At 52.2% G+C, this 26,140-nt stretch carries 27 protein-coding genes and 1 tRNA gene; 24 read left to right on the top strand and 4 right to left on the bottom strand.

Going from position 1 to position 26,140, the window contains the following annotated elements:
* The first annotated feature begins 88 nt into the window (after positions 1 to 88).
* Both HEM79_RS12965 and HEM79_RS12970 read left to right on the top strand, forming a co-directional pair.
* A tRNA-Gly gene (locus HEM79_RS12965) sits at positions 89 to 164 on the top strand.
* A 233-nt stretch (positions 165 to 397) separates the two neighbouring features.
* Positions 398 to 451 carry a hypothetical protein gene (locus HEM79_RS12970; protein WP_105285681.1) on the top strand — a complete coding sequence of 18 codons (54 nt, stop codon included), beginning with the start codon at positions 398 to 400 and terminating at the stop codon, positions 449 to 451.
* Here HEM79_RS12970 and queG read toward each other — a convergent pair.
* The gene (gene queG / locus HEM79_RS12975; RefSeq protein WP_105290104.1) at positions 434 to 1,573 is read right to left on the bottom strand and encodes a tRNA epoxyqueuosine(34) reductase QueG; all 1,140 of its coding nucleotides are present in this window, start codon (positions 1,571 to 1,573) and stop codon (positions 434 to 436) included. The genes HEM79_RS12970 and queG overlap by 18 nt on opposite strands.
* On the opposite strand from queG, the gene nnr reads away from it, so the two are divergent.
* The 21 genes from nnr to HEM79_RS13080 all read left to right on the top strand — a co-directional run bounded on the left by nnr (position 1,572) and on the right by HEM79_RS13080 (position 23,522).
* The gene (nnr, locus tag HEM79_RS12980) at positions 1,572 to 3,119 is read left to right on the top strand and encodes a bifunctional ADP-dependent NAD(P)H-hydrate dehydratase/NAD(P)H-hydrate epimerase (RefSeq protein WP_176241571.1); all 1,548 of its coding nucleotides are present in this window, start codon (positions 1,572 to 1,574) and stop codon (positions 3,117 to 3,119) included. The genes queG and nnr overlap by 2 nt on opposite strands.
* Positions 3,091 to 3,552, top strand: a complete 462-nt coding sequence (gene tsaE, locus HEM79_RS12985) for a tRNA (adenosine(37)-N6)-threonylcarbamoyltransferase complex ATPase subunit type 1 TsaE (RefSeq protein ID WP_000981977.1) — start codon at positions 3,091 to 3,093, stop codon at positions 3,550 to 3,552. The genes nnr and tsaE overlap by 29 nt, the downstream gene beginning before the upstream one ends.
* Positions 3,553 to 3,569: 17 nt before the next feature.
* A complete protein-coding gene (gene amiB / locus HEM79_RS12990) occupies positions 3,570 to 4,907 on the top strand; it encodes an N-acetylmuramoyl-L-alanine amidase AmiB (RefSeq protein ID WP_176241572.1) in 1,338 nt (445 codons plus the stop codon).
* 9 nt (positions 4,908 to 4,916) lie between these two features.
* Complete coding sequence (gene mutL, locus HEM79_RS12995; protein ID WP_176241573.1) at positions 4,917 to 6,764, top strand: DNA mismatch repair endonuclease MutL; 1,848 nt, start codon at positions 4,917 to 4,919, stop codon at positions 6,762 to 6,764.
* The gene (gene miaA, locus HEM79_RS13000; protein ID WP_001280353.1) at positions 6,757 to 7,707 is read left to right on the top strand and encodes a tRNA (adenosine(37)-N6)-dimethylallyltransferase MiaA; all 951 of its coding nucleotides are present in this window, start codon (positions 6,757 to 6,759) and stop codon (positions 7,705 to 7,707) included. Before mutL ends, miaA begins: the two co-directional genes overlap by 8 nt.
* A gap of 85 nt (positions 7,708 to 7,792) precedes the next feature.
* On the top strand, positions 7,793 to 8,101 hold the full coding sequence (hfq, locus tag HEM79_RS13005; protein ID WP_001051883.1) for an RNA chaperone Hfq: 309 nt from the start codon (positions 7,793 to 7,795) through the stop codon (positions 8,099 to 8,101).
* Positions 8,102 to 8,176: 75 nt separating this feature from the next.
* Positions 8,177 to 9,457 (top strand): ribosome rescue GTPase HflX, encoded by a 1,281-nt coding sequence (gene hflX / locus HEM79_RS13010; protein WP_000460360.1) that lies wholly within the window; start codon positions 8,177 to 8,179, stop codon positions 9,455 to 9,457.
* Positions 9,458 to 9,543: 86 nt separating this feature from the next.
* Complete coding sequence (gene hflK, locus HEM79_RS13015; RefSeq protein ID WP_000312488.1) at positions 9,544 to 10,803, top strand: FtsH protease activity modulator HflK; 1,260 nt, start codon at positions 9,544 to 9,546, stop codon at positions 10,801 to 10,803.
* Between the two features lie 2 nt (positions 10,804 to 10,805).
* Positions 10,806 to 11,810, top strand: a complete 1,005-nt coding sequence (gene hflC / locus HEM79_RS13020; protein WP_001232411.1) for a protease modulator HflC — start codon at positions 10,806 to 10,808, stop codon at positions 11,808 to 11,810.
* Positions 11,811 to 11,891: 81 nt separating this feature from the next.
* Entirely contained in the window at positions 11,892 to 12,089 is a 198-nt protein-coding gene (locus HEM79_RS13025; protein ID WP_001089300.1) for a DUF2065 domain-containing protein, read from the top strand.
* Positions 12,090 to 12,192: 103 nt separating this feature from the next.
* Entirely contained in the window at positions 12,193 to 13,491 is a 1,299-nt protein-coding gene (purA, locus tag HEM79_RS13030) for an adenylosuccinate synthase (RefSeq protein ID WP_000527955.1), read from the top strand.
* A 204-nt stretch (positions 13,492 to 13,695) separates the two neighbouring features.
* The gene (gene nsrR, locus HEM79_RS13035; RefSeq protein WP_001177639.1) at positions 13,696 to 14,121 is read left to right on the top strand and encodes a nitric oxide-sensing transcriptional repressor NsrR; all 426 of its coding nucleotides are present in this window, start codon (positions 13,696 to 13,698) and stop codon (positions 14,119 to 14,121) included.
* A gap of 38 nt (positions 14,122 to 14,159) precedes the next feature.
* A complete protein-coding gene (gene rnr, locus HEM79_RS13040) occupies positions 14,160 to 16,601 on the top strand; it encodes a ribonuclease R (RefSeq protein ID WP_105286340.1) in 2,442 nt (813 codons plus the stop codon).
* Between the two features lie 295 nt (positions 16,602 to 16,896).
* A complete protein-coding gene (rlmB, locus tag HEM79_RS13045; protein WP_001293282.1) occupies positions 16,897 to 17,628 on the top strand; it encodes a 23S rRNA (guanosine(2251)-2'-O)-methyltransferase RlmB in 732 nt (243 codons plus the stop codon).
* 126 nt (positions 17,629 to 17,754) lie between these two features.
* Entirely contained in the window at positions 17,755 to 18,156 is a 402-nt protein-coding gene (locus HEM79_RS13050; protein WP_000220110.1) for a YjfI family protein, read from the top strand.
* 18 nt (positions 18,157 to 18,174) lie between these two features.
* On the top strand, positions 18,175 to 18,873 hold the full coding sequence (locus tag HEM79_RS13055; RefSeq protein ID WP_176241488.1) for a PspA/IM30 family protein: 699 nt from the start codon (positions 18,175 to 18,177) through the stop codon (positions 18,871 to 18,873).
* A gap of 50 nt (positions 18,874 to 18,923) precedes the next feature.
* Positions 18,924 to 19,583, top strand: coding sequence for a YjfK family protein (locus HEM79_RS13060; protein WP_176241487.1), 660 nt, complete (start codon positions 18,924 to 18,926; stop codon positions 19,581 to 19,583).
* Positions 19,584 to 19,600: 17 nt separating this feature from the next.
* Positions 19,601 to 19,999, top strand: coding sequence for a DUF350 domain-containing protein (locus HEM79_RS13065; protein WP_000547757.1), 399 nt, complete (start codon positions 19,601 to 19,603; stop codon positions 19,997 to 19,999).
* Positions 20,000 to 20,008: 9 nt separating this feature from the next.
* Complete coding sequence (locus HEM79_RS13070) at positions 20,009 to 20,647, top strand: DUF1190 domain-containing protein (protein WP_000101663.1); 639 nt, start codon at positions 20,009 to 20,011, stop codon at positions 20,645 to 20,647.
* Between the two features lie 2 nt (positions 20,648 to 20,649).
* Complete coding sequence (locus HEM79_RS13075; protein ID WP_016159974.1) at positions 20,650 to 21,813, top strand: glutathionylspermidine synthase family protein; 1,164 nt, start codon at positions 20,650 to 20,652, stop codon at positions 21,811 to 21,813.
* Between the two features lie 83 nt (positions 21,814 to 21,896).
* Positions 21,897 to 23,522: an isovaleryl-CoA dehydrogenase gene (locus HEM79_RS13080; protein WP_176241486.1), complete on the top strand. Its 1,626-nt coding sequence runs from the start codon at positions 21,897 to 21,899 to the stop codon at positions 23,520 to 23,522.
* Positions 23,523 to 23,638: 116 nt separating this feature from the next.
* Here the strand turns inward: HEM79_RS13080 and yjfN are convergent, their stop codons facing one another.
* Positions 23,639 to 23,914: a DUF1471 family protease activator YjfN gene (gene yjfN, locus HEM79_RS13085; RefSeq protein ID WP_000811566.1), complete on the bottom strand. Its 276-nt coding sequence runs from the start codon at positions 23,912 to 23,914 to the stop codon at positions 23,639 to 23,641.
* 148 nt (positions 23,915 to 24,062) lie between these two features.
* A complete protein-coding gene (bsmA, locus tag HEM79_RS13090) occupies positions 24,063 to 24,392 on the bottom strand; it encodes a biofilm peroxide resistance protein BsmA (RefSeq protein WP_000254627.1) in 330 nt (109 codons plus the stop codon).
* Between the two features lie 181 nt (positions 24,393 to 24,573).
* On the opposite strand from bsmA, the gene yjfP reads away from it, so the two are divergent.
* The gene (gene yjfP, locus HEM79_RS13095) at positions 24,574 to 25,323 is read left to right on the top strand and encodes an esterase (protein ID WP_176241485.1); all 750 of its coding nucleotides are present in this window, start codon (positions 24,574 to 24,576) and stop codon (positions 25,321 to 25,323) included.
* Here the strand turns inward: yjfP and ulaR are convergent.
* Entirely contained in the window at positions 25,320 to 26,075 is a 756-nt protein-coding gene (gene ulaR, locus HEM79_RS13100; RefSeq protein ID WP_000133631.1) for an HTH-type transcriptional regulator UlaR, read from the bottom strand. The genes yjfP and ulaR overlap by 4 nt on opposite strands.
* Positions 26,076 to 26,140 lie beyond the last annotated feature (65 nt).

The raw sequence follows: 26,140 nt of genomic DNA on the forward strand, positions 1-26,140 counted from the left end.
GCACGACCTTGCCAAGGTCGGGGTCGCGAGTTCGAGTCTCGTTTCCCGCTCCAAAATTTGAAAGTGTTGTAAAGCACAGACCACCCAAGCGGGAATAGCTCAGTTGGTAGAGCACGACCTTGCCAAGGTCGGGGTCGCGAGTTCGAGTCTCGTTTCCCGCTCCAAATTCTCCTCTCAATAAACTATCCACAGCGACGCGATGCGTTATTGCTGGTTTTTGTTGTCTCTGACAAACTCTTGTAAACAGAGTTATCCACAGGTTCAGGCTGTAATCTTAATTTCAGAAAAACTTCGCACGGTGAATAGTAAATTATTAACGTGTTGATATTTAAATTGAAAATTAAGGTTTCGATTTGTCGTATTGATCGCTTGACGATTTTTTCCGGCTTGAATTGCAATGCGTTTTTATTTTTATTCACAAGCTGTGGATGAATCAGGCGTCGCGTGGTAAGCCCTTTTCAATCACCCGAACAAGACGCTGTTTTTTCGGTAGTTGAACCTCAACCACGCAGGCATTTCGTCGCTCGATTTGCTGCGTAATCGCCCACGCTATGTGTTCATCAAGAAGTGGATGCTCACCTTTACGACTTTCCAGCGCCGCCAGAATCGCTTCATCCCAGGGCGCATTGCCTAATGCTACGGCGATATTACGCAGCCAGCGCAGGTGGCCTATACGGCGGATCGCTGAACCTTCTGTTATTTTTAAAAACTTCTCTTCGCTCCAGGCGAATAACTCAATGAGTTCCGGTGCGTGTAGTGGTTTGCGTGGGCTGAAATCGTCTTCAGTTGTCAGTTGCGAATAGCGATTCCACGGGCAGATAAGCTGGCAGTCATCGCAACCGTAAATACGGTTTCCCATTAACGGGCGTAACTCTTCCGGGATTGCCCCTTCCAGTTCTATCGTCAGATAAGAAATGCAGCGGCGAGCATCTACGGTATATGGCTCGACGATGGCTCCGGTCGGGCAAATCGTCATACAGGCCACGCATTTACCGCATCCTTCCTCGACCGGTTGATCCACAGGTAACGGAATATCAACCAGCAGTTCGCCTAAAAAGAAGAACGAACCAGCTTCGCGATTGAGGATAAGTGAGTGCTTACCTGTCCAGCCAAGTCCCGCTTTTTCAGCCAACGGGCGCTCAAGAACAGGCGCAGAATCGACAAACGGTCTAAAATTCAGCGAAACACAATGTTGCTGAATCATCTCGCCCAGCTTTTTGAGTCGGTTGCGCAGAAGTTTGTGATAGTCACGGCCCAGCGCATAACGGCTAACATAGCCGAGTTTGGGATTTTTCAGCGTGCTGGCAAATGCGGCGTTGGCAGGCAGGTAATTCATCCGCACGCTGATCACACGCAGCGTACCGGGCAATAACTCGTGGGGGCGGGCGCGCAGCATACCGTGACGTGCCATCCAGTCCATTTCGCCGTGGTATTGTTTGTCCAGCCATGCTTGCAGTTTTGGCTCGGACTCGCTGAGATCGGTGTCGGTAATACCCACCTGCTGAAAGCCCAGTTCCAGCCCCCACTGTTTAATTTTTTGCGCTAACTGATTGAGATCGAGGGGCTCTGACATGACGGACCATACAATGAAGAAAAACCCCGTAAGTATACCACACACTGTCTGGCACGCCGACGATATCCGACGTGGTGAACGCGAAGCGGCAGACGCGCTGGGGCTAACGCTCTATGAGCTGATGCTTCGCGCGGGTGAAGCCGCGTTTCAGGTGTGTCGTTTGGCTTATCCTGACGCCCGCCACTGGCTGGTGCTGTGCGGTCATGGCAATAACGGCGGCGATGGCTACGTGGTCGCGCGGCTGGCAAAAGCGGTCGGTACTGAGGTTACGTTACTGGCCCAGGAGAGCGACAAACCGTTACCGGAAGAGGCTGCGCTGGCACGCGAAGCATGGTTAAACGCGGGAGGCGAGATCCATGCCTCGAATATTGTCTGGCCCGAGTCGGTAGATCTGATTGTTGATGCGCTGCTCGGCACAGGATTGCAGCAAGCGCCCCGCGAATCCATTAGCAAATTAATCGACCATGCTAATTCCTGTCCCGCGCCGATTGTGGCGATTGATATCCCTTCCGGCCTGCTGGCACAAACCGGAGCCACGCCAGGCGCGGTGATCAACGCCGATCACACCATTACTTTTATTGCGCTGAAACCAGGTTTGTTAACCGGCAAAGCACGGGATGTTACCGGGCAACTGCATTTTGACTCGCTGGGACTGGACAGTTGGCTGGCAAGTCAGGAGACGAAAATTCAGCGGTTTTCTGCAGAACAACTTTCTCACTGGCTGAAACCGCGTCGCCCGTCTTCGCATAAAGGCGATCATGGGCGGCTGGTGATTATCGGTGGCGATCACGGCACGGCAGGGGCTATTCGTATGGCGGGAGAAGCGGCGCTGCGTGCTGGTGCTGGTTTGGTCCGAGTACTGACCCGCAGTGAAAACATTGCGCCGCTGCTGACTGCACGACCGGAATTGATGGTGTACGAGTTGACGGAGAAATCTTTAACTGAAAGCCTGGAATGGGCCGATGTGGTGGTGATTGGTCCCGGTCTGGGCCAGCAAGAGTGGGGGAAAAAAGCCCTGCAAAAAGTGGAGAATTTTCGCAAACCGATGTTGTGGGATGCCGATGCATTGAACCTGCTGGCAATCAATCCCGATAAGCGTCACAATCGCGTGATCACGCCGCATCCTGGCGAGGCCGCACGGTTGTTGGGCTGTTCCGTCGCTGAAATTGAAAGTGACCGCTTACATTGCGCCCAACGTCTGGTACAACGTTATGGCGGCGTAGCGGTGCTGAAAGGTGCCGGAACCGTGGTCGCAGCAAACCCTGATGACTTAGGCATTATTGATGCCGGGAATGCAGGCATGGCCACTGGCGGCATGGGCGATGTGCTCTCTGGTATTATTGGCGCATTGCTTGGGCAAAAACTGTCGCCATATGATGCCGCCTGTGCTGGATGTATCGCACACGGCGCGGCGGCTGACGTGCTGGCGGCGCGTTTTGGTACGCGCGGGATGCTGGCAACCGATCTCTTTTCCACGCTACAGCGTATTGTTAACCCGGAAGTGACTGATAAAAACCATGATGAATCGAGTAATTCCGCTCCCTGATGAGCAGGCAACATTAGACCTGGGCGAGCGGGTAGCCAAAGCCTGCGATGGCGCAACCGTAATCTATCTGTATGGCGATTTAGGCGCAGGTAAAACCACCTTTAGCCGGGGCTTTTTACAGGCTCTGGGTCATCAGGGTAATGTCAAAAGCCCCACTTATACGCTGGTCGAACCCTATACGCTCGACAACTTAATGGTTTATCACTTTGATTTGTACCGCCTTGCCGATCCCGAGGAGCTGGAGTTTATGGGGATCCGCGATTATTTTGCCAACGATGCCATCTGCCTGGTGGAGTGGCCACAACAAGGTACAGGTGTTCTTCCTGACCCGGATGTCGAAATACACATTGATTATCAGGCACAAGGCCGTGAGGCGCGCGTGAGTGCGGTCTCCTCTGCGGGTGAATTGTTGCTGGCGCGTTTAGCCGGTTAACCTTTGAAGGTGGCGGGATGATGTATCGCATCAGAAATTGGTTGGTAGCGACGTTGATGCTGCTGTGCGCGCAGGCTGGCGCTGCTACGCTCTCTGATATTCAGGTTTCTAATGGCAATCAACAGGCGCGGATAACGTTAAGTTTTATTGGCGATCCTGACTATGCATTTAGCCATCAAAGCAAACGCACCGTGGCGCTCGATATCAAACAAACGGGCGTGATTCAGGGGCTGCCGTTGTTGTTCAGCGGTAATAATCTGGTGAAGGCGATTCGCTCTGGAACGCCAAAGGATGCGCAATCGCTGCGGCTGGTGGTCGATCTCACCGAAAACGGTAAAACCGAAGCGGTGAAGCGGCAGAATGGCAGCAATTACACCGTTGTCTTTACGATTAACGCCGATGCGCCGCCACCGCCTCCTCCGCCGCCAGTGGTTGCTAAACGTGTTGAAACGCCAGCCGTTGTCGCACCGCGCGTCAGCGAACCGGCGCGCAATCCGTTTAAAACCGAGAGCAACCGGGCTACGGGTGTCATCAGTAGCAATACGGTGACGCGTCCAGCAGCGCGCTCGACGGCTAACACTGGCGATAAAATTGTCATCGCTATTGATGCCGGACACGGTGGTCAGGATCCTGGCGCTATCGGTCCTGGCGGTACGCGGGAGAAAAATGTCACCATCGCCATCGCGCGTAAATTGCGTACTTTGCTCAATGATGATCCGATGTTTAAGGGTGTTTTAACCCGTGACGGGGATTACTTTATCTCGGTGATGGGGCGCAGCGATGTGGCACGTAAGCAAAACGCCAATTTCCTTGTGTCGATTCACGCTGATGCCGCACCGAACCGCAGTGCTACCGGCGCTTCCGTGTGGGTGCTCTCTAACCGTCGTGCAAACAGTGAAATGGCAAGCTGGCTGGAACAGCACGAGAAACAGTCGGAGTTGCTGGGCGGGGCAGGCGATGTGCTGGCGAACAGTCAGTCTGACCCGTATTTAAGCCAGGCGGTGCTGGATTTACAGTTCGGTCATTCCCAGCGGGTAGGGTATGATGTGGCGACCAGTATGATCAGTCAGTTGCAACGCATTGGCGAAATTCATAAACGTCGACCAGAACACGCCAGCCTTGGCGTTCTGCGTTCGCCGGATATCCCGTCAGTACTGGTCGAAACCGGTTTTATCAGCAACAACAGCGAAGAACGTTTGCTGGCGAGCGACGATTACCAACAACAGCTGGCAGAAGCCATTTACAAAGGCCTGCGCAATTACTTCCTTGCGCATCCGATGCAGTCTGCGCCGCAGGGCGCAACGGCACAAACGGCCAGTACGGTGACGACGCCCGATCGCACGCTGCCAAACTAAGGATTATTGATGCCAATTCAGGTCTTACCGCCACAACTGGCGAATCAGATTGCCGCAGGTGAGGTGGTCGAGCGACCTGCGTCGGTAGTCAAAGAACTGGTGGAAAACAGCCTCGATGCGGGTGCGACGCGTATCGATATTGATATCGAACGCGGTGGGGCGAAACTTATCCGCATTCGTGATAACGGCTGCGGTATCAAAAAAGATGAGCTGGCGCTGGCGCTGGCTCGTCATGCCACCAGTAAAATTGCCTCTCTGGACGATCTCGAAGCCATTATCAGCCTGGGCTTTCGCGGTGAGGCGCTGGCGAGTATCAGTTCGGTTTCCCGTCTGACGCTCACTTCACGCACAGCGGAACAGCAGGAAGCCTGGCAGGCTTATGCCGAAGGGCGCGATATGGACGTGACGGTTAAACCAGCGGCGCATCCGGTGGGAACAACGCTGGAGGTGCTGGATCTGTTCTACAACACCCCGGCGCGGCGCAAATTCCTGCGCACCGAGAAAACCGAATTTAACCATATCGATGAAATCATCCGCCGCATCGCGCTGGCACGTTTTGACGTCACTATCAACTTATCGCATAACGGCAAAATCGTACGCCAGTACCGCGCAGTGCCTGAAGGCGGGCAAAAAGAGCGCCGTTTAGGGGCGATTTGTGGCACCGCTTTTCTCGAACATGCGCTGGCGATTGAATGGCAGCACGGCGATCTCACGCTGCGCGGCTGGGTAGCAGATCCGAATCACACCACGCCCGCACTGGCGGAAATTCAGTATTGCTACGTGAATGGGCGCATGATGCGCGATCGCCTGATCAATCATGCGATCCGCCAGGCCTGCGAAGACAAACTGGGCGCCGATCAACAACCGGCGTTTGTGCTGTATCTGGAGATCGACCCGCATCAGGTGGATGTCAACGTGCACCCCGCCAAACACGAAGTGCGTTTCCACCAGTCGCGTCTGGTGCATGACTTTATCTATCAGGGTGTGCTGAGCGTGCTACAACAGCAACTGGAAACGCCGCTGCCGCTGGATGATGAACCACAATCTGCACTGCGCGCCATCCCGGAAAACCGCGTAGCCGCAGGGCGTAATCATTTTGCAGAACCGGCAGTTCGTGAACCGGTAGCTCCACGCTACACTCCTGCGCCAGCATCAGGTAGTCGCCAGTCTGCTCCCTGGCCGAACGCGCAACCGGGCTACCAGAAACAGCAAGGTGAAGTGTATCGCCAGCTTTTGCAAACGCCTGCGCCGACGCTCAAACCAAAAGCGCCAGAACCTCAGGAACTTACGCTGGCATCGAATGGTCAAAGCTTTGGTCGGGTGCTGACTATCGTCCATTCCGACTGTGCGCTGCTGGAGCGCGACGGCAACATTTCACTTTTAGCCCTGGCGGTAGCGGAACGCTGGTTGCGTCAGGTGCAACTGACGCCGGGGGAATCGCCAGTTTGCGCTCAACCGTTGCTTATTCCGTTGCGGTTAAAAGTCTCTGGTGAAGAAAAATCGGCATTAGAAAAAGCGCAGTCTGCTCTGGCGGAGTTAGGCATTGAATTTCAGTCTGATGCGCAGCATGTGACCATCAGAGCCGTGCCTTTACCCTTACGCCAACAAAATTTACAAATCTTGATTCCTGAACTGATAGGCTACCTGGCGAAGCAGTCCGTATTCGAACCTGGCAATATTGCGCAGTGGATTGCACGAAATCTGATGAGCGAACACACACAGTGGTCAATGGCTCAGGCTATTACCCTGCTGGCGGATGTAGAACGGTTATGTCCGCAGCTTGTGAAAACGCCGCCGGGTGGTCTGTTACAATCTGTTGATTTACATCCGGCGATAAAAGCCCTGAAAGATGAGTGATATCAGTAAGGCGAGCCTGCCTAAGGCAATTTTTTTGATGGGGCCGACGGCCTCCGGTAAAACGGCGTTAGCCATTGAGCTGCGTAAAATTTTACCAGTAGAGTTGATAAGCGTTGATTCTGCCCTTATTTACAAAGGGATGGATATCGGGACGGCGAAGCCGAACGCTGAAGAGTTACTCGCCGCGCCGCACCGATTGCTGGATATTCGCGATCCGTCGCAGGCTTATTCGGCTGCTGATTTTCGTCGCGATGCGCTGGCGGAAATGGCCGATATCACGACGGCGGGGCGGATCCCGCTGTTAGTGGGCGGTACTATGTTGTATTTCAAGGCGTTACTTGAGGGGTTGTCGCCGCTACCGTCGGCGGACCCGGAAGTACGAGCCAGAATTGAGCAACAAGCGGCAGAGCAAGGTTGGGAGTCATTGCATCGTCAACTGCAGGAGATAGATCCTGTTGCGGCAGCAAGGATTCATCCAAATGATCCACAAAGGCTTTCCCGGGCACTGGAAGTTTTTTTCATTTCGGGTAAAACTTTAACGGAACTGACGCAAACGTCAGGAGACGCTCTACCGTATCAGGTGCATCAGTTCGCCATCGCCCCGGCGAGCCGTGAACTGCTCCATCAACGAATTGAGCAGCGTTTTCATCAGATGTTGGCTTCAGGTTTTGAAGCAGAAGTCCGGGCGCTTTTTGCCCGAGGAGATTTGCATACGGATTTGCCTTCCATTCGTTGCGTGGGTTATCGCCAGATGTGGTCTTACCTTGAAGGCGAAATCTCATACGATGAAATGGTTTATCGAGGTGTTTGCGCCACGAGACAGTTGGCGAAGCGGCAGATAACCTGGCTGCGTGGTTGGGAAGGGGTTCACTGGCTTGACAGTGAAAAACCAGAACAGGCGCGTGACGAAGTATTACAGGTTGTTGGTGCTATCGCAGGCTGAATGTGTACAATTGAGACGTATCGTGCGCAATTTTTTCAGAATCGAAAGGTTCAAAGTACAAATAAGCATATAAGGAAAAGAGAGAATGGCTAAGGGGCAATCTTTACAAGATCCGTTCCTGAACGCACTGCGTCGGGAACGTGTTCCAGTTTCTATTTATTTGGTGAATGGTATTAAGCTGCAAGGACAAATCGAGTCTTTTGATCAGTTCGTGATCCTGTTGAAAAACACGGTCAGCCAGATGGTTTATAAGCACGCGATTTCTACTGTTGTCCCGTCTCGCCCGGTTTCTCATCACAGTAACAATGCCGGTGGCGGTACTAGCAGTAACTACCATCATGGTAGCAGCGCGCAGAATACTTCCGCGCAACAGGACAGCGAAGAAACCGAATAAGGTTTCGGGCTGTTTTTTTACACGGGGAGCCAGCGATCCTGCGTTCCCCGCTGATCTATTTAGAGGGTTTTACGCTTGTTTGACCGTTATGATGCTGGTGAGCAGGCGGTGCTGGTACACATCTATTTTACGCAAGACAAAGATATGGAAGACCTCCAGGAGTTTGAATCTCTGGTTTCTTCCGCCGGTGTCGAAGCATTGCAGGTGATTACCGGTAGCCGTAAAGCGCCACACCCAAAGTATTTTGTAGGTGAAGGTAAAGCAGTTGAAATTGCGGAAGCTGTCAAAGCGACGGGTGCTTCGGTCGTTCTTTTTGACCATGCCCTGAGCCCAGCGCAAGAGCGTAACCTGGAGCGTTTGTGCGAGTGTCGTGTCATCGACCGCACCGGCCTTATTTTAGATATTTTCGCCCAACGTGCGCGTACCCATGAGGGTAAGTTGCAGGTTGAGCTGGCGCAGCTGCGCCATCTGGCTACGCGCCTGGTGCGTGGCTGGACCCACCTTGAAAGACAGAAAGGCGGGATCGGTTTGCGTGGTCCGGGTGAAACCCAGCTCGAAACCGACCGTCGTTTGTTGCGTAATCGCATCGTGCAGATACAGTCGCGCCTGGAAAGAGTTGAAAAGCAGCGTGAGCAGGGGCGGCAATCGCGTATCAAAGCCGACGTTCCTACTGTTTCGCTGGTGGGATATACCAACGCCGGTAAATCTACCCTTTTCAATCGCATCACCGAAGCGCGGGTCTACGCGGCAGACCAGTTGTTTGCCACCCTCGACCCGACGTTGCGGCGTATTGATGTCGCGGATGTCGGTGAAACCGTGCTGGCAGATACCGTAGGGTTTATTCGCCACTTGCCGCACGATCTGGTGGCGGCGTTTAAAGCCACGTTACAAGAGACGCGGCAAGCCACATTGCTGCTGCACGTCATTGATGCGGCAGATGTGCGTGTACAAGAAAACATCGAAGCGGTGAATACGGTTCTTGAAGAGATTGATGCTCACGAGATCCCGACCCTGCTGGTGATGAACAAGATCGATATGCTGGAAGATTTCGAACCGCGTATTGATCGGGACGAAGAGAACAAACCGATCCGTGTCTGGCTTTCTGCGCAGACCGGAGCGGGGATACCACAGCTTTTTCAGGCTTTGACGGAGCGGCTTTCCGGTGAGGTGGCGCAGCATACATTGCGTCTGCCGCCGCAGGAAGGGCGTCTGAGAAGTCGTTTTTATCAGCTTCAGGCAATAGAAAAAGAGTGGATGGAGGAGGACGGCAGTGTAAGTCTGCAAGTTCGTATGCCGATCGTTGACTGGCGTCGCCTCTGTAAACAAGAACCGGCGTTGATCGATTACCTGATCTAACCGGCAAAGCGTCTGAAGCGTGGAGTCATATCCTCTGGCGTCGAAAGACAACAGGGATCACCGCATAACAAATATGGAGCACAAACATGGCGTGGAATCAGCCCGGTAATAACGGACAAGACCGCGACCCGTGGGGAAGCAGCAAACCTGGCGGCAACTCTGAGGGAAATGGAAACAAAGGCGGTCGCGATCAAGGGCCACCTGATTTAGATGATATCTTCCGCAAACTGAGCAAAAAGCTCGGTGGTCTGGGCGGCGGTAAAGGCACTGGATCTGGCGGTGGCAGTTCATCGCAAGGCCCGCGCCCGCAGCTTGGCGGTCGTGTCGTTACCATCGCAGCGGCAGCGATTGTCATTATCTGGGCGGCCAGTGGTTTCTACACCATTAAAGAAGCCGAACGCGGCGTGGTAACACGCTTTGGTAAATTTAGCCATCTGGTTGAACCTGGTCTGAACTGGAAACCAACATTTATCGATGAAGTAAAACCGGTGAACGTGGAAGCCGTGCGTGAACTGGCTGCTTCTGGTGTGATGCTGACGTCGGACGAAAACGTGGTACGCGTTGAGATGAACGTGCAGTACCGCGTCACCAATCCGGAAAAATATCTGTATAGCGTAACCAGCCCGGATGACAGTCTGCGTCAGGCTACCGACAGCGCCCTGCGTGGGGTTATCGGTAAATACACCATGGATCGCATTCTGACGGAAGGTCGTACCGTGATTCGTAGCGATACTCAGCGCGAACTGGAAGAGACGATTCGTCCGTATGACATGGGTATCACTCTGCTGGACGTCAACTTCCAGGCTGCTCGTCCGCCGGAAGAAGTAAAAGCAGCGTTTGACGATGCGATTGCCGCACGTGAAAACGAACAGCAATACATTCGTGAAGCAGAAGCGTATACCAACGAAGTTCAGCCGCGTGCGAACGGTCAGGCGCAACGTATCCTCGAAGAGGCGCGTGCGTACAAGGCTCAGACTATCCTGGAAGCCCAGGGTGAGGTCGCGCGCTTTGCTAAGCTTCTGCCGGAATATAAAGCCGCGCCGGAAATTACTCGCGAGCGTCTGTATATCGAGACGATGGAAAAAGTGTTGGGCAATACCCGCAAAGTGCTGGTTAACGACAAAGGTGGCAACCTGATGGTTCTGCCGTTAGACCAGATGCTGAAAGGGGGTAACGCGCCTGCGGCGAAGAGCGACAACGGTGCCAGCAATCTGCTGCGTCTGCCGCCAGCCTCTTCCTCCACGACCAGTGGGGCAAGCAACACGTCGTCCACCAGTCAGGGCGATATTATGGACCAACGCCGCGCCAACGCGCAGCGTAACGACTACCAGCGTCAGGGGGAATAACGATGCGTAAGTCAGTTATCGCGATTATCATCATCGTGCTGGTAGTGCTTTACATGTCTGTCTTTGTCGTCAAAGAAGGTGAGCGCGGTATTACGCTGCGTTTTGGTAAGGTACTGCGTGACGATGACAACAAACCTCTGGTTTATGAGCCGGGTCTGCATTTCAAAATACCGTTCATTGAAACGGTGAAAATGCTCGACGCGCGTATTCAGACCATGGACAACCAGGCCGACCGCTTTGTGACCAAAGAGAAGAAAGACCTGATCGTCGACTCTTACATCAAATGGCGCATCAGCGATTTCAGCCGTTACTACCTGGCAACGGGCGGTGGCGACATTTCGCAAGCGGAAGTGCTGTTGAAACGTAAGTTCTCTGACCGTCTGCGTTCTGAAATTGGTCGCCTGGATGTGAAAGACATCGTCACCGATTCCCGTGGTCGTCTGACCCTGGAAGTGCGTGACGCGCTGAACTCTGGTTCTGCGGGTACTGAAGATGAAGTCACTACCCCAGCAGCGGATAACGCCATTGCCGAAGCGGCAGAGCGTGTAACGGCTGAGACGAAGGGCAAAGTTCCGGTCATCAACCCGAACAGTATGGCGGCGCTGGGTATTGAAGTTGTCGATGTGCGTATTAAGCAGATCAACCTGCCGACCGAAGTGTCTGAAGCGATCTACAACCGTATGCGCGCTGAGCGTGAAGCGGTAGCGCGTCGCCATCGTTCACAAGGTCAGGAAGAAGCAGAAAAATTGCGCGCGACTGCCGACTATGAAGTGACCAGAACGCTGGCAGAAGCAGAGCGTCAGGGGCGTATCATGCGCGGTGAAGGCGACGCTGAAGCTGCCAAGCTGTTTGCTGATGCATTCAGCAAAGATCCGGACTTCTACGCTTTCATCCGTAGCCTGCGTGCCTACGAGAATAGCTTCTCCGGTAATCAGGACGTGATGGTCATGAGCCCGGACAGCGATTTCTTCCGCTACATGAAGACGCCGAGTTCCGCGACACGTTAAGATAACGACTGCGGTACAGGTAAATAAAGCCACCGCATCCTCAGGGATGTCGGTGGTTTTCTTTTTCTATAAGGACAATGAATGAATTCGACAATCTGGCTGGCGCTTGCTCTGGTTTTGGTGCTGGAAGGTTTAGGGCCGATGCTTTACCCGCAGGCGTGGAAGAAGATGATCTCTGCGATGACCAATTTACCCGATAATATTTTACGTCGTTTTGGTGGTGGACTTGTGGTTGCGGGCGTTGTGGTCTACTACATGTTGAGGAAAACGATTGGCTGAACAAAAAATAGACTGATTAAGGTCATTTTTGGATGCAAAAAGTGCTGTAACTCTGAAAAAGCGATGGTAGAATCCATTTTTAAGCAAACGGTGATTTTGAAAAATGGGTAACAACGTCGTCGTACTGGGCACCCAATGGGGTGACGAAGGTAAAGGTAAGATCGTCGATCTTCTGACTGAACGGGCTAAATATGTTGTACGCTACCAGGGCGGTCACAACGCAGGCCATACTCTCGTAATCAACGGTGAAAAAACCGTTCTCCATCTTATTCCATCAGGTATTCTCCGCGAGAATGTAACCAGCATCATCGGTAACGGTGTTGTGCTGTCTCCGGCCGCGCTGATGAAAGAGATGAAAGAACTGGAAGACCGTGGCATCCCCGTTCGTGAGCGTCTGCTGCTGTCTGAAGCATGTCCGCTGATCCTTGATTATCACGTTGCGCTGGATAACGCACGTGAGAAAGCGCGTGGCGCGAAAGCGATCGGCACCACGGGTCGTGGTATCGGGCCTGCTTATGAAGATAAAGTAGCACGTCGCGGTCTGCGTGTTGGCGACCTTTTCGACAAAGAAACCTTCGCTGAAAAACTGAAAGAAGTGATGGAATATCACAACTTCCAGTTGGTTAACTACTACAAAGCTGAAGCGGTTGATTACCAGAAAGTTCTGGATGATACGATGGCTGTTGCCGACATCCTGACTTCTATGGTGGTTGACGTTTCTGACCTGCTCGACCAGGCGCGTCAGCGTGGCGATTTCGTCATGTTTGAAGGTGCGCAGGGTACGCTGCTGGATATCGACCACGGTACTTATCCGTACGTAACTTCTTCCAACACCACTGCTGGTGGCGTGGCGACCGGTTCCGGCCTGGGCCCGCGTTATGTTGATTACGTTCTGGGTATCCTCAAAGCTTACTCCACTCGTGTGGGTGCAGGTCCGTTCCCGACTGAACTGTTTGATGAAACTGGCGAGTTCCTCTGCAAGCAGGGTAACGAATTCGGCGCAACTACGGGTCGTCGTCGTCGTACCGGCTGGCTGGACACCGTTGCCGTTCGTCGTGCGGTACAGCTGAACTCCCTGTCTGGCTTCTGCCTGACCAAACTGGACGTACTGGATGGTCTGAAAGAGGTGAAACTCTGCGTGGCTTACCGTATGCCGGATGGTCGCGAAGTGACCACCACTCCGCTGGCAGCTGACGACTGGAAAGGTGTAGAGCCGATTTACGAAACCATGCCGGGCTGGTCTGAATCCACCTTCGGCGTGAAAGATCGTAGCGGCCTGCCGCAGGCGGCGCTGAACTACATCAAGCGTATCGAAGAGCTGACTGGTGTGCCGATCGATATCATCTCTACCGGTCCGGATCGTACTGAAACCATGATTCTGCGCGACCCGTTCGACGCGTAATTCTGGTGAGCCCGGCAGATATTTTGCCTGCTGGGCTAGCAGTGTGATACATTACTGCGTCGAGTAAGCCATTACGCTTTCCGACGCAGTGTTAAATCCTCGCTTTTTTCCTTCCCCAAACTGAAATAAATTAGCGACACAGCTTGTGGCTGGTTTATCATCAATGTAAATGTATTTTTTCCCGATTTCCCTTTTGAGGTTGATGTGCAGTTAACGAGTTTCACTGATTACGGATTACGTGCGCTGATCTACATGGCGTCATTGCCAGAAGGGCGGATGACCAGTATTTCTGAAGTGACAGACGTCTACGGCGTCTCCCGTAATCATATGGTCAAAATAATCAATCAACTTAGTCGTGCCGGCTACGTGACTGCTGTTCGTGGAAAAAATGGCGGCATTCGCCTGGGTAAACCAGCGAGTGCGATACGTATTGGTGATGTGGTGCGCGAGCTGGAACCCTTATCGCTGGTGAATTGCAGCAGTGAGTTTTGCCACATTACACCTGCCTGTCGGTTGAAACAGGCACTTTCTAAGGCCGTGCAAAGTTTTCTTACGGAACTGGATAACTACACGCTTGCCGATTTGGTTGAAGAGAATCAACCGCTTTATAAATTATTGCTGGTGGAGTGACGAAAATCTTCATCAGAGATGACAACGGAGGAACCGAGATGTCACAAGATCCTTTCCAGGAACGCGAAGCTGAAAAATACGCGAATCCCATCCCTAGTCGGGAATTTATCCTCGAACATTTAACCAAACGTGAAAAACCGGCCAGCCGTGATGAGCTGGCGGTAGAACTGCACATTGAAGGCGAAGAGCAGCTTGAAGGCCTGCGTCGCCGCCTGCGCGCGATGGAGCGCGACGGTCAACTGGTCTTCACTCGCCGTCAGTGCTATGCGCTGCCGGAACGCCTCGACCTGGTGAAAGGTACAGTTATTGGTCACCGTGATGGCTACGGCTTTCTGCGGGTTGAAGGACGTAAAGATGATTTGTATCTCTCTAGCGAGCAGATGAAAACCTGCATTCATGGCGATCAGGTGCTGGCGCAGCCGCTGGGCGCTGACCGTAAAGGTCGCCGTGAAGCGCGTATTGTCCGCGTACTGGTACCAAAAACCAGCCAGATTGTTGGTCGCTACTTTACCGAAGCGGGCGTCGGCTTTGTGGTTCCTGATGACAGCCGTCTGAGCTTCGATATCTTAATCCCGCCAGATCAGATCATGGGCGCGCGGATGGGCTTTGTGGTGGTGGTCGAACTGACTCAACGCCCGACTCGCCGTACCAAAGCTGTGGGTAAAATCGTCGAAGTGCTTGGCGATAATATGGGCACCGGCATGGCGGTTGATATCGCTCTGCGCACCCATGAAATCCCGTACATCTGGCCACAGGCCGTTGAGCAACAGGTTGCCGGACTGAAAGAAGAAGTGCCGGAAGAAGCAAAAGCGGGTCGTGTCGATCTGCGCGATTTACCGCTGGTCACCATTGATGGCGAAGACGCCCGTGACTTTGACGATGCGGTTTACTGCGAGAAAAAACGCGGCGGCGGCTGGCGTTTATGGGTCGCGATTGCAGACGTCAGCTACTATGTGCGTCCGCCAACCCCGCTGGACAAAGAAGCGCGTAACCGTGGTACGTCGGTCTACTTCCCGTCGCAGGTTATCCCGATGCTGCCGGAAGTGCTCTCTAACGGCCTGTGCTCGCTCAACCCGCAGGTAGACCGCCTGTGTATGGTGTGCGAGATGACGGTTTCGTCGAAAGGCCGCCTGACTGGCTACAAATTCTACGAAGCGGTGATGAGCTCTCACGCGCGTCTGACCTACACCAAAGTCTGGCATATTCTGCAGGGCGATCAGGATCTGCGCGAGCAGTACGCACCGCTGGTTAAGCATCTCGAAGAGTTGCATAACCTCTATAAAGTGCTGGATAAAGCCCGTGAAGAACGCGGCGGGATCTCGTTTGAGAGCGAAGAAGCGAAGTTCATTTTCAACGCTGAACGCCGTATTGAACGTATCGAACAGACTCAGCGTAACGACGCGCACAAATTAATTGAAGAGTGTATGATTCTGGCGAATATCTCGGCGGCACGTTTCGTTGAGAAAGCCAAAGAACCGGCACTGTTCCGTATTCACGACAAGCCGAGCACCGAAGCGATTACCTCTTTCCGTTCAGTGCTGGCGGAGCTGGGGCTGGAGCTGCCGGGCGGTAACAAGCCGGAACCGCGTGACTACGCGGAGCTGCTGGAGTCGGTTGCCGATCGTCCTGATGCAGAAATGCTGCAAACCATGCTGCTGCGCTCGATGAAACAGGCGATTTATGACCCGGAAAACCGTGGTCACTTCGGCCTGGCATTGCAGTCCTATGCGCACTTTACTTCGCCGATTCGTCGTTATCCTGACCTGACGCTGCACCGCGCCATTAAGTATCTGCTGGCGAAAGAGCAGGGGCATCAGGGGAATACCACTGAAACCGGTGGCTACCATTATTCGATGGAAGAGATGCTGCAACTGGGTCAGCACTGTTCGATGGCTGAACGCCGTGCCGACGAAGCAACGCGCGATGTGGCTGACTGGCTGAAGTGTGACTTCATGCTCGACCAGGTAGGTAACGTCTTTAAAGGCGTAATTTCCAGCGTCACTGGCTTCGGTTTCTTTGTTCGTCTGGATGACTTATTCATCGATGGTCTGGTTCACGTCTCTTCGCTGGACAACGACTACTATCGCTTTGATCAAGTCGGACAACGCCTGATGGGGGAATCCAGCGGCCAGACTTATCGTCTGGGCGATCGCGTGGAAGTCCGCGTCGAAGCGGTTAATATGGACGAGCGCAAAATCGACTTTAGCCTGATCTCCAGCGAACGCGCACCGCGCAACGTCGGTAAAACGGCGCGCGAGAAAGCGAAAAAAGGCGATGCAGGCAAAAAAGGCGGCAAGCGTCGTCAGGTCGGTAAAAAGGTAAACTTTGAGCCAGACAGCGCCTTCCGTGGTGAGAAAAAAACGAAGCCGAAAGCGGCGAAGAAAGACGCGAAAAAAGCGAAAAAGCCATCGGCTAAAACGCAGAAAATAGCCGCTGCAACCAAAGCGAAGCGTGCGGCGAAGAAAAAAGTGGCAGAGTGATCATTACCCTCTTCAAACAGAAGAGGGTTAGTATTATGACCAACGCAAAAATTCACTCGGACAGTCCCCTCGCCCCTTTGGGGAGAGGGTTAGGGTGAGGGGAACTGGCCAGCACTGGCGCGTATAATTGCCCTCACCCGGGCTCACTCGCCTTCCAGGGGGAGAAAACCGTGCCCACGTTAACGAGTGAACTTGTTTGTCAGCAATCTCGCTCTCTTCAAAAAGAAGAGGGTGAATTATCCGTAGGCCAGATAAGCGTAGCGCATCAGGCAAAACGTAAACAACGAGTACATTAATGAGCGAAATGATTTACGGCATCCACGCAGTGCAGGCCCTGCTGGAGCGCGCCCCTGAACGTTTTCAGGAAGTCTTTATTTTAAAAGGCCGTGAAGATAAACGTCTGTTGCCGCTGATTCACGCCCTTGAGTCCCAGGGCGTGGTTATCCAGCTGGCAAACCGCCAATATCTCGACGAGAAAAGCGACGGTGCCGTGCATCAGGGCATTATCGCCCGCGTGAAGCCTGGACGTCAGTATCAGGAAAACGATCTGCCGGATCTGATCGCTTCGCTCGATCAACCGTTCCTGCTGATCCTCGACGGTGTAACCGATCCGCATAACCTCGGCGCGTGCCTGCGTAGCGCGGACGCCGCTGGCGTTCATGCAGTGATTGTGCCGAAAGATCGCTCCGCCCAGCTCAACGCCACGGCGAAAAAAGTGGCCTGTGGTGCGGCAGAAAGCGTTCCGCTGATTCGGGTGACTAACCTGGCGCGCACCATGCGTATGTTGCAGGAAGAGAACATCTGGATCGTCGGTACGGCAGGTGAAGCGGACCATACGCTTTATCAGAGCAAAATGACCGGTCGTCTGGCGCTGGTGATGGGCGCGGAAGGTGAAGGTATGCGTCGCCTGACCCGTGAACATTGCGATGAACTGATTAGTATTCCGATGGCAGGTAGCGTTTCTTCCCTGAACGTTTCGGTTGCGACCGGAATTTGCTTATTTGAAGCAGTTCGCCAGCGTAGCTAATTCTTCTGAATTATGAAAAACCATCCATATTTGGATGGTTTTTTTTTATCTATAGCTGGTAAGATAATTACGCTCTATAAATATTCATTTTATTAATAATTAAATTTAATCTATATGGAATAATATATGACATGGAATCCGTTGGCGCTGGCGGCGGCGCTGCAAGCTGTACCTGAACAAAATATTGATATAACAAATAGCGAAAACGCATTAATTATTAAAATGAATGATTATGGCGATTTGCAGATCAATATTCTTTTTACTTCTCGCCAGATGATTATCGAAACCTTCATTTGTCCGGTTTGTTATATCAGCAATCCAGATGAATTTAATACCTTTCTATTAAGAAATCAGAAGATTATGCCGCTGTCATCGGTAGGGATCTCCAGTGTGCAACAGGAAGAGTATTACATCGTTTTCGGGGCGTTATCGCTTAAATCTTCCCTTGACGACATTCTGCTGGAGATAACCACACTGGTGGATAACGCCTTGGATCTGGCTGAAATTACTGAAGAATATTCACACTAATTACAAGGATTCGTATTTATGGGGATTTTAAAAAGTTTATTTACGCTGGGTAAATCATTTATCGCACAGGCGGAAGAGTCCATTGAAGAAACCCAGGGTGTGCGGATGCTGGAGCAACATATTCGCGACGCTAAAGCTGAACTGGATAAAGCCGGAAAATCGCGCGTCGATCTGCTGGCGCGAGTGAAATTGAGCAACGACAAACTGAAAGATTTACGCGAACGTAAAGCGGGTCTGGAAGCCCGTGCGCTGGAAGCGTTAAGTAAGAATGTTAATCCGTCGTTGATTAACGAAGTTGCTGAAGAAATCGCGCGTCTTGAGAATCTCATTACCGCTGAAGAACAAGTATTGTCGAATCTGGAAGCCTCCCGCGATGGCGTGGAAAAAGCGGTTGCGGCGACGGCACAGCGTATTGCCCAATTTGAACAACAAATGGAAGTCGTTAAGGCCACTGAAGCTATGCAACGTGCGCAGCAGGCTGTGACGACATCTACAGTCGGCGCGTCTTCCAGCGTTTCGACAGCGGCAGAGTCATTAAAACGCCTGCAAACGCGTCAGGCTGAACGTCAGGCTCGACTGGATGCCGCCGCACAGCTGGAGAAAGTCGCAGACGGTCGCGATCTTGATGAAAAGCTGGCGGAAGCCGGAATTGGCGGCACCAATAAAAGCAGTGCCCAGGATGTGCTGGCGAGACTGCAACGCCAACAGGGTGAGTAATTTTTTTGCCAGCCTCACTGCAAGGCTGGCAACTATTTTAAGGATAAAATATGTCTGGTTTTTTCCAGCGCCTGCTTGGCAAGGATAATAAGCCTGCTATCGCTCGCGGTCCGCTGGGACTCCATCTCAATAGTGGTTTTACGCTCGACACGTTAGCGTTTCGTTTACTGGAAGAGGCATTGCTGATCGAGTTACCGGGTGAAGAATATACCGTGGCCGCCGTCAGCCGCATCGATCTGGGCGGCGGTAGCCAGATTTTCCGCTATTACACTTCTGGCGATGAATTTCTGCAAATTAACACCACCGGCGGCGAAGATATTGATGACATTGATGATATCAAGCTCTTTGTCTATGAAGAGAGCTACGGTATCAGCAAAGAAAGCCACTGGCGCGAGGCGATCAACGCCAAAGCGATGGGGGCGATTACCTTAAACTGGCAGGAAAAACGCTGGCAGAGATTTTTTAACAGTGAAGAACCGGGAAATATTGAACCCGTTTACATGCTGGAAAAAGTAGAAAATCAAAACCATGCCAAATGGGAGGTGCATAATTTTACCATGGGTTATCAACGGCAGGTGACCGAAGATACTTACGAATATTTGCTGTTAAATGGTGAGGAATCATTTAACGACCTCGGCGAGCCGGAGTGGCTATTTTCTCGCGCGCTGGGTGTCGATATCCCACTGACATCACTTCATATTATTGGTTAATTACAGGGACGTTTATAATGCATATACTGGATTCACTCCTTGCTTTTAGCGCCTATTTTTTTATCGGCGTAGCTATGGTGATTATCTTTCTTTTTATCTATTCCAAAATTACTCCGCATAATGAATGGCAGTTGATCAAGAATAATAACACTGCGGCGTCGCTGGCGTTCAGTGGCACGTTGTTGGGTTACGTTATTCCCTTATCCAGTGCGGCAATCAATGCGGTGAGTATTCCAGATTATTTTGCCTGGGGCGGAATCGCACTGGTGATTCAGTTACTCGTTTTTGCTGGCGTCAGACTTTATATGCCGGCATTAAGCGATAAAATTATTAATCACAACACTGCGGCAGGAATGTTTATGGGAACCGCCGCGCTGGCTGGCGGTATTTTTAACGCAGCTTGTATGACATGGTAATGGACGATCATGGCCAGAAAACGCAAATCAAGAAATAACAGTAAAATTGGTCACGGAGCGATCAGCCGCATTGGTAGACCGAATAATCCTTTTGAACCGCGTCGCAATCGTTACGCACAAAAATACTTAACGTTGGCGCTAATGGGCGGTGCCGCTTTTTTCGTATTGAAAGGATGTGCCGATAGTAGCGACGTCGATAACGACGGCGACGGAACGTTTTATTCGACAGTGCAGGATTGTATTGATGATGGTAATAATTCAGACATCTGTGCGCGTGGCTGGAACAATGCCAAAGCGGCATTTTATGCCGATGTTCCGAAGAATATGACTCAGCAGAATTGTCAGTCTAAGTACGAAAATTGCTACTACGACAATGTTGAACAGAGCTGGATTCCAGTCATTTCAGGATTTTTGTTAAGCCGGGTTATTCGTAAAGATCGCGATGAGCCGTTCGTCTATAACAGCGGAGGATCCTCATTTGCTTCGCGCCCCGTCTGGCGCAGCACTTCCGGTGATTACTCCTGGCGCTCCGGTTCTGGCAAAAAAGAGTCTTACTCCTCGGGCGGCTTTACCACCAGAAAAGCCTCAACGGTTTCTCGCGGCGGCTATGGTCGTTCTTCCAGCGCCCGTGGGCATTGGGGAGGGTAATTATGCTGAGACATAACGTCCCTGTACGGCAGGATCTTGACCAGATTGCCGCCGACAACGGTTTCGACTTTCATATCATCGATAATGAGATCTATTGGGATGAGAGTCGAGCCTATCGCTTTACTCTGCGCCAGATAGAAGAGCAGATCGAAAAACCAACCGCAGAGTTACATCAGATGTGTCTTGAGGTGGTGGAGCGTGCCGTTAAAGATGAACAGATCCTGACGCAACTGGCGATCCCGCCGTTGTACTGGGATGTGATCGCTGAAAGCTGGCGTGCGCGCGATCCTTCGCTGTATGGCCGTATGGATTTTGCCTGGTGTGGTAATGCGCCGGTGAAGCTGCTGGAGTACAACGCCGATACGCCGACTTCGTTGTATGAGTCGGCATATTTCCAGTGGCTATGGCTGGAGGATGCGCGGCGTAGCGGCGTTATTCCACGTGACGCCGATCAGTACAATGCCATTCAGGAACGCCTGATCTCGCGCTTTAGCGAGCTTTATAGCCGGGAGCCGTTTTATTTTTGCTGCTGTCAGGATACCGACGAAGACCGGACTACCGTGCTCTACTTGCAGGACTGTGCTCAGCAGGCAGGGCAGGAGTCCCGGTTTATTTATATTGAAGATCTCGGTCTGGGCGTCGGCGGCGTGTTGACCGATCTTGATGATAACGTCATTCAGCGCGCATTTAAGCTGTATCCGCTGGAGTGGATGATGCGTGACGATAACGGTCCTCTGCTGCGCAAGCGCCGTGAGCAATGGGTGGAGCCGTTATGGAAAAGCATATTGAGTAATAAAGGGTTAATGCCGTTGCTGTGGCGCTTCTTCCCTGGGCATCCTAACCTTCTGGCATCCTGGTTTGAGGGCGAAAAACCGCAGATTGCCGCTGGCGAAAGCTACGTACGTAAACCGATCTACTCGCGCGAAGGTGGTAACGTCACCATTTTCAACGGTCAGAATAATGTCGTTGACCATGCTGATGGTGATTACGCCGATGAACCGATGATCTACCAGGCGTTTCAACCGCTGCCGCGATTTGGCGATAGCTACACACTGATTGGTAGCTGGATTGTCGATGATGAAGCGTGCGGAATGGGGATCCGTGAAGATAACACGCTGATCACTAAAGACACCTCACGTTTTGTTCCGCATTACATTGCTGGTTAAGAATGTTTTAGCAATCTCTTTCTGTCAGGAATCCGTGGCAGTGACCATACTAATGGTGACTGCCATTGATGGAGGGAGACACAGTGCACTGGCAAACTCACACCGTTTTCAATCAACCTATACCATTAAATAACAGCAACTTATACCTGTCTGATGGCGCGCTCTGTGAAGCGGTAACGCGTGAAGGTGCTGGCTGGGATAGCGATTTTCTTGCCAGTATTGGTCAGCAACTAGGAACGGCTGAATCCCTTGAACTGGGGCGGCTGGCAAATGTGAATCCGCCTGAATTGTTGCGCTACGATGCGCAGGGACGCCGTCTGGACGATGTGCGTTTTCACCCTGCCTGGCACCTGCTGATGCAGGCGTTATGTACCAATCGGGTGCACAATCTGGCCTGGGAAGAAGACGCTCGCTCTGGCGCATTTGTGGCGCGGGCGGCGCGTTTTATGATACACGCGCAGGTTGAGGCCGGATCGTTATGCCCGATAACCATGACCTTTGCCGCCATGCCATTGTTGTTACAGATGCTACCTGCGCCGTTTAAGGACTGGAGCACGCCGTTGTTGAGCGATCGCTACGATTCCCACCTATTACCCGGTGGGCAAAAACGCGGCCTGTTGATTGGCATGGGAATGACGGAAAAGCAGGGCGGCTCTGATGTTATGAGCAATACCACACGGGCAGAGCGTCTGGAAGATGGCTCTTATCGGCTGGTGGGGCATAAATGGTTTTTCTCGGTGCCGCAAAGCGATGCGCATCTGGTGCTGGCGCAGACCACGGGTGGTTTGTCCTGCTTTTTTGTGCCGCGCTTTCTGCCTGATGGGCAACGGAATGCGATTCGCCTGGAGCGGCTGAAAGACAAGCTGGGTAATCGCTCCAACGCCAGTTGCGAAGTGGAGTTTCAGGATGCCATCGGTTGGTTATTGGGTCAGGAAGGAGAAGGTATTCGCCTGATCCTGAAAATGGGCGGGATGACGCGTTTTGATTGCGCCCTGGGTAGCCATGCCATGATGCGCCGTGCATTCTCGCTGGCGATTTATCATGCACATCAACGCCATGTTTTTGGTAATCCATTGATCCAACAGCCCCTTATGCGTCATGTCTTAAGTCGCATGGCACTTCAGCTTGAAGGGCAAACGGCGTTGCTGTTTCGTCTTGCGCGAGCGTGGGATCGGCGTGCCGATGCTAAAGAAGCCCTGTGGGCGCGCTTATTCACTCCAACGGCGAAGTTTGTGATTTGCAAAAGTGGTATGCCGTTTGTGGCCGAAGCGATGGAGGTGCTGGGCGGCATTGGTTATTGCGAGGAGAGCGAGCTGCCGCGTCTTTACCGGGAGATGCCGGTAAACAGCATCTGGGAAGGCTCTGGCAACATCATGTGTCTGGATGTTCTGCGCGTTCTCAATAAGCAGGCTGGTGTATACGATTTACTGGCGGAAGCGTTTATGGAAGTGAAAGGGCTGGATCGCTATTTTGATCGCGCGGTTCGTCGATTGCAGCAGCAACTGCGCAAACCGACTGAAGAGCTTGGGCGAGAGATCACTCATCAGCTATTCCTGCTGGGTTGCGGCGCACAAATGTTGAAATATGCTTCACCGCCAATGGCGCAGGCGTGGTGTCAGGTGATGTTAGATACGCGCGGCAGCGTACGATTGTCAGAGCAGATCCAGAATGATTTATTACTGCGGGCGACGGGAGGTGTGTGTTTGTAAGCGTTCATGCGTGATGCGATGCTGTTTTCGCTTCACTAAATGAAGTGTATGAGATTTGTAGGCCGGGTGAGGCGCAGGCGCCGCATCCGGCATTGTTCATTCGATGTTGATGACATTCATGCATACAGTATCGCCTGTACACGCCAGTTATCGGGCTGCTGGTCTTCGTACATGGTAATAATGCGATACCATGACGCCCCCTGTTCATCGGCCTTTAACGCCACGATACGTTCCACGTCCTGCGGATCCCCTGAAATATTGCTAACCGAGATCTGACCTATTTCATTCAGGCCCGTCACGCAGTCAGCACTGGCGAATTCTGCAGACTGTGCCGTGGCGCTCGCAGGATAAGTCACTAATTGTAGCGAGGGTGAGGCAAGTAATTGTTTCATCGTCAGCTCCATTTTTCGTTTCCCCACATGTTGCAGGGCATTCCATCGCGGTAATAAACGCCCGAGCTTCCAGTCGGTAATTTATTGTGCACAGGTAAACGCATAGGGACGCAAAGCAATGTAAAGCTTACTATGTAAGTTGTCTGATTTATTTACGGTATAAAATGGCTTGTGAATACCACTGTCCTGTCACGATGGTTTCATCCACCATGACGACAACGTAATAATCAGCTTTTGCAGCGACAGCTTTCGCCCTGATTTCTGCTAATGCGTCATCCGGAGAACCCCGAACCATCGTGCTTACGCTACCTATTCGCTGCAACCCCTGGGTTTGGTCGCGGCGAATTTCTTGCGGATGGTCTGTTACTGGTGGTGCTGGCTGTGGCGTACCTTGCAGTGCGCTACAGGCGCTTAACATCAACACCAATAATAAACTGGCAAACCGGGAAATAACGCTATTACGTTTCCTGCTAACCATAGTGTAGTGCCTTATTAATTTAACTTTGGGGGAATGTTCCCGAATTGTTACCTGGTACGCGATTTTCGAATGAAAACGTGGCGAAAGCGTAATCCACATCTCAACATTATGAACTAATACTGCCAGCAGAAACTTGTGCTAAGGATTTGTTCATGTCATACCAGACCCAAAGGAGAAACAGATGATTGAATTAGAATCGCGCGTGCTGGCAGATATTCCCATTCTTCACGCTTATCCCACAGGGCAAAAAGAAACCCCGTTACCATGCGTGATTTTTTATCACGGCTTTACTTCATCCAGCCTGGTGTATAGCTATTTTGCCGTCGCGTTGGCACAGGCTGGTTTGCGGGTGATTATGCCGGATGCGCCCGATCACGGTAGCCGTTTTAGTGGCGACGCACCGCGACGGTTAAATCAATTCTGGCAAATCTTGCTACAAAGTATGCAGGAATTCACTACCTTACGTGCGGCAATAGCCGAAGAAAAATGGCTGCTTGATGAACGACTGGCGGTTGGTGGCGCATCGATGGGCGCGATGACGGCGCTGGGGATTACCGCTCGCCACCCAACGGTGAAATGTACTGCCAGCATGATGGGCTCGGGCTATTTCACATCGCTTGCCCGTTCACTGTTTCCACCGCTAATACCTGAAACGGCAGCACAACAGAATGAATTTAATAATGTTATTGCGCCACTGGTAGAGTGGGAAGCGACAAACCACCTGGAACAACTCGGGGACAGGCCGCTCCTGCTGTGGCATGGCCTTGACGATGATGTAGTGCCTGCCGACGAATCACTACGTTTGCAGCAGGCATTAAGAGAAACGGGACGGGATAAACAGTTAACCTGTTCATGGCAGCCAGGCGTGCGCCACCGTATTACACCCGAGGCGTTAGATGCCGCTGTGACATTTTTCCGCCAACATCTTTAAACACGCAGAATGCTGACCCCTTGCGCTTCCAGTTGTTGCAGGATTTCTGGGTTAGCATTTTTGCCGGTGATCAGCATATCGATTTGATCGGCACGGCTAAAGAGCATCCCCGCGCGTTCGCCAATCTTGCTGCTATCAACCAGTACCACCAGTTTCCCTACTACACTCAGCATTTTCTGTTCTGCCATCGCCGTCAGCATATCGGTTTTATACAACCCTTCCGCTGTTAGTCCTTTGCCACTGGTAAACATCCAGTGCCCGGCATAGAGGCTGTTTTCGCTGCCCTGTGGGCTTAAGGTGATGGACTGACTTTTGTTGTATTGCCCGCCCATGATGATCACGCTGTCATGTTCCTGATCGATCAGGTAATTCGCCAGCGGCAGATAATTAGTGATAATTTGCACTGGCTTGCCACACATTTCCCGCCCAAGCAGGAATGCGGTGGAACCGCAGTTGATGACCACGCTTTCGCCCGGATTGACCAGCTGCGAGGCCGCTTTAGCGATACGTACCTTTTCATCGTGATTTTGCGCCTGATGCAGATTCATCGGCGTCCAGCGCGGTCGCTGCTGGGTAATGGCTTCTGCGCCATTGCGCACTTTTTTCAGTTTGCCGCTTTCGTCGAGTTTATTGATATCACGCCGCGCGGTAGCAGGCGAAATTCCCAGACGCTCAACGACTTTCTCAACAGTCACAAAGCCCAGTTGTGCGAGCATTTCCAGGAGAATTTGATGTCTTTGTGCTTCAGTCATGAGCTATTCCGATAAAATTTGATTTTTTTAGATGATATTTGAAATAGCCAGGAAATACTACGCCG

It is taken from the genome of Escherichia sp. 93.0816 (assembly GCF_013368855.2).
GTDB classification, from domain to species: domain Bacteria; phylum Pseudomonadota; class Gammaproteobacteria; order Enterobacterales; family Enterobacteriaceae; genus Escherichia; species Escherichia ruysiae.

Excerpts from the sequence above, each read along its gene's own strand:
- HEM79_RS13055 (WP_176241488.1), top strand. The coding sequence starts at position 18,175 with ATGGGGATTTTAAAAAGTTTATTTACGCTGGGTAAATCATTTATCGCA.
- bsmA (WP_000254627.1), bottom strand. The coding sequence starts at position 24,392 with ATGGTTAGCAGGAAACGTAATAGCGTTATTTCCCGGTTTGCCAGTTTA.
- HEM79_RS13065 (WP_000547757.1), top strand. The coding sequence starts at position 19,601 with ATGCATATACTGGATTCACTCCTTGCTTTTAGCGCCTATTTTTTTATC.
- hflK (WP_000312488.1), top strand. The coding sequence starts at position 9,544 with ATGGCGTGGAATCAGCCCGGTAATAACGGACAAGACCGCGACCCGTGG.
- ulaR (WP_000133631.1), bottom strand. The coding sequence starts at position 26,075 with ATGACTGAAGCACAAAGACATCAAATTCTCCTGGAAATGCTCGCACAA.
- HEM79_RS13070 (WP_000101663.1), top strand. The coding sequence starts at position 20,009 with ATGGCCAGAAAACGCAAATCAAGAAATAACAGTAAAATTGGTCACGGA.
- hfq (WP_001051883.1), top strand. The coding sequence starts at position 7,793 with ATGGCTAAGGGGCAATCTTTACAAGATCCGTTCCTGAACGCACTGCGT.
- rlmB (WP_001293282.1), top strand. The coding sequence starts at position 16,897 with ATGAGCGAAATGATTTACGGCATCCACGCAGTGCAGGCCCTGCTGGAG.
- tsaE (WP_000981977.1), top strand. The coding sequence starts at position 3,091 with ATGATGAATCGAGTAATTCCGCTCCCTGATGAGCAGGCAACATTAGAC.
- HEM79_RS13025 (WP_001089300.1), top strand. The coding sequence starts at position 11,892 with ATGAATTCGACAATCTGGCTGGCGCTTGCTCTGGTTTTGGTGCTGGAA.
- hflC (WP_001232411.1), top strand. The coding sequence starts at position 10,806 with ATGCGTAAGTCAGTTATCGCGATTATCATCATCGTGCTGGTAGTGCTT.
- yjfN (WP_000811566.1), bottom strand. The coding sequence starts at position 23,914 with ATGAAACAATTACTTGCCTCACCCTCGCTACAATTAGTGACTTATCCT.
- HEM79_RS13050 (WP_000220110.1), top strand. The coding sequence starts at position 17,755 with ATGACATGGAATCCGTTGGCGCTGGCGGCGGCGCTGCAAGCTGTACCT.
- amiB (WP_176241572.1), top strand. The coding sequence starts at position 3,570 with ATGATGTATCGCATCAGAAATTGGTTGGTAGCGACGTTGATGCTGCTG.
- rnr (WP_105286340.1), top strand. The coding sequence starts at position 14,160 with ATGTCACAAGATCCTTTCCAGGAACGCGAAGCTGAAAAATACGCGAAT.
- nnr (WP_176241571.1), top strand. The coding sequence starts at position 1,572 with ATGACGGACCATACAATGAAGAAAAACCCCGTAAGTATACCACACACT.
- mutL (WP_176241573.1), top strand. The coding sequence starts at position 4,917 with ATGCCAATTCAGGTCTTACCGCCACAACTGGCGAATCAGATTGCCGCA.
- queG (WP_105290104.1), bottom strand. The coding sequence starts at position 1,573 with ATGTCAGAGCCCCTCGATCTCAATCAGTTAGCGCAAAAAATTAAACAG.
- purA (WP_000527955.1), top strand. The coding sequence starts at position 12,193 with ATGGGTAACAACGTCGTCGTACTGGGCACCCAATGGGGTGACGAAGGT.
- HEM79_RS13060 (WP_176241487.1), top strand. The coding sequence starts at position 18,924 with ATGTCTGGTTTTTTCCAGCGCCTGCTTGGCAAGGATAATAAGCCTGCT.
- yjfP (WP_176241485.1), top strand. The coding sequence starts at position 24,574 with ATGATTGAATTAGAATCGCGCGTGCTGGCAGATATTCCCATTCTTCAC.
- miaA (WP_001280353.1), top strand. The coding sequence starts at position 6,757 with ATGAGTGATATCAGTAAGGCGAGCCTGCCTAAGGCAATTTTTTTGATG.
- HEM79_RS13075 (WP_016159974.1), top strand. The coding sequence starts at position 20,650 with ATGCTGAGACATAACGTCCCTGTACGGCAGGATCTTGACCAGATTGCC.